1 protein-coding gene is annotated in these 868 nt (G+C 68.0%); it reads left to right on the forward strand.

Features of this window, described 5'->3' with window-relative positions; translation table 11 throughout:
- On the forward strand, nt 1-825 hold an 825-nt coding region (locus J6497_RS40705), incomplete at its 5' end, for an IS5 family transposase (protein ID WP_225709751.1).
- Nucleotides 826-868: the final 43 nt, after the last annotated feature.

Raw genomic sequence — 868 nt, forward strand, 5'->3', positions numbered from 1 at the left:
CTGCTGCTGCAGCAATGGTATGGACTGTCCGATCCGGAGCTTGAAGAGGCGCTGGATGACCGCGCCTCGTTCCGCGATTTCTGCGGTTTTGTGCTGGACGACGAGACCCCCGACCACGCGACGATCTGGCGCTTCCGCGAGGCGTTGCAGCGGGCCGGGTTGGACGAGACGCTGTTCGGTGAGATCGTGCGCCAGATTGATGCGCGTGGGCTGGTGCTGCGGCGGGGCACGCTGATCGACGCGAGCCTGATCCCGGCGGCGGTGAAGCCGCCGAAGCCGCCGGAAGATCCGCAGCCGCTCGGCCCGGACGGTCGGGCGCCGAGCAAGCTGGTCAACAGCAAGCGCGATGCGGATGCGCGCTGGACCAAGAAGGGTGGCAAGCGGTACTTCGGCTACAAGGCGCATGTCGGCATCGACCAGGGCTCGGCGATCATCCGCCGCAGCAAGCTGACCGACGCTGCGGTCAACGACACGGTGCCGGCCGACGAACTGATCTGCGGTGACGAGGAGGCGGTCTATGCCGACCAGGCCTATGACAAGCACGAGCGCCGCAGCGGGCTCGCGGCGCAGGGCATCAAGCCGCGGCTGATGTTCCGGCCCAACAAGCATCATCCCCTGACCGAGCGGCAGAAGCGCTTCAACGACGCGGTGGGACGGCGCCGCGCGCCGGTCGAGCAGGTCTTCGCACGTCTCAAGGGCGTCTACCGCTGGGCGCGCGCCCGCTATCTGGGCCTGAGACGCAACCAGACGCATCTGCGTCTTATCTGCCTCGCCATGAACCTCAAACGATGGGCGGTGCTGCAGCCCGTGGGAGCTGCGGCGTGACCGCCACCGCCCGCTGCCATCGGACGGCCCTGAAAACGCGGCC

This window comes from Bradyrhizobium cenepequi, from assembly GCF_020329485.1.
Lineage (GTDB): Bacteria > Pseudomonadota > Alphaproteobacteria > Rhizobiales > Xanthobacteraceae > Bradyrhizobium > Bradyrhizobium cenepequi.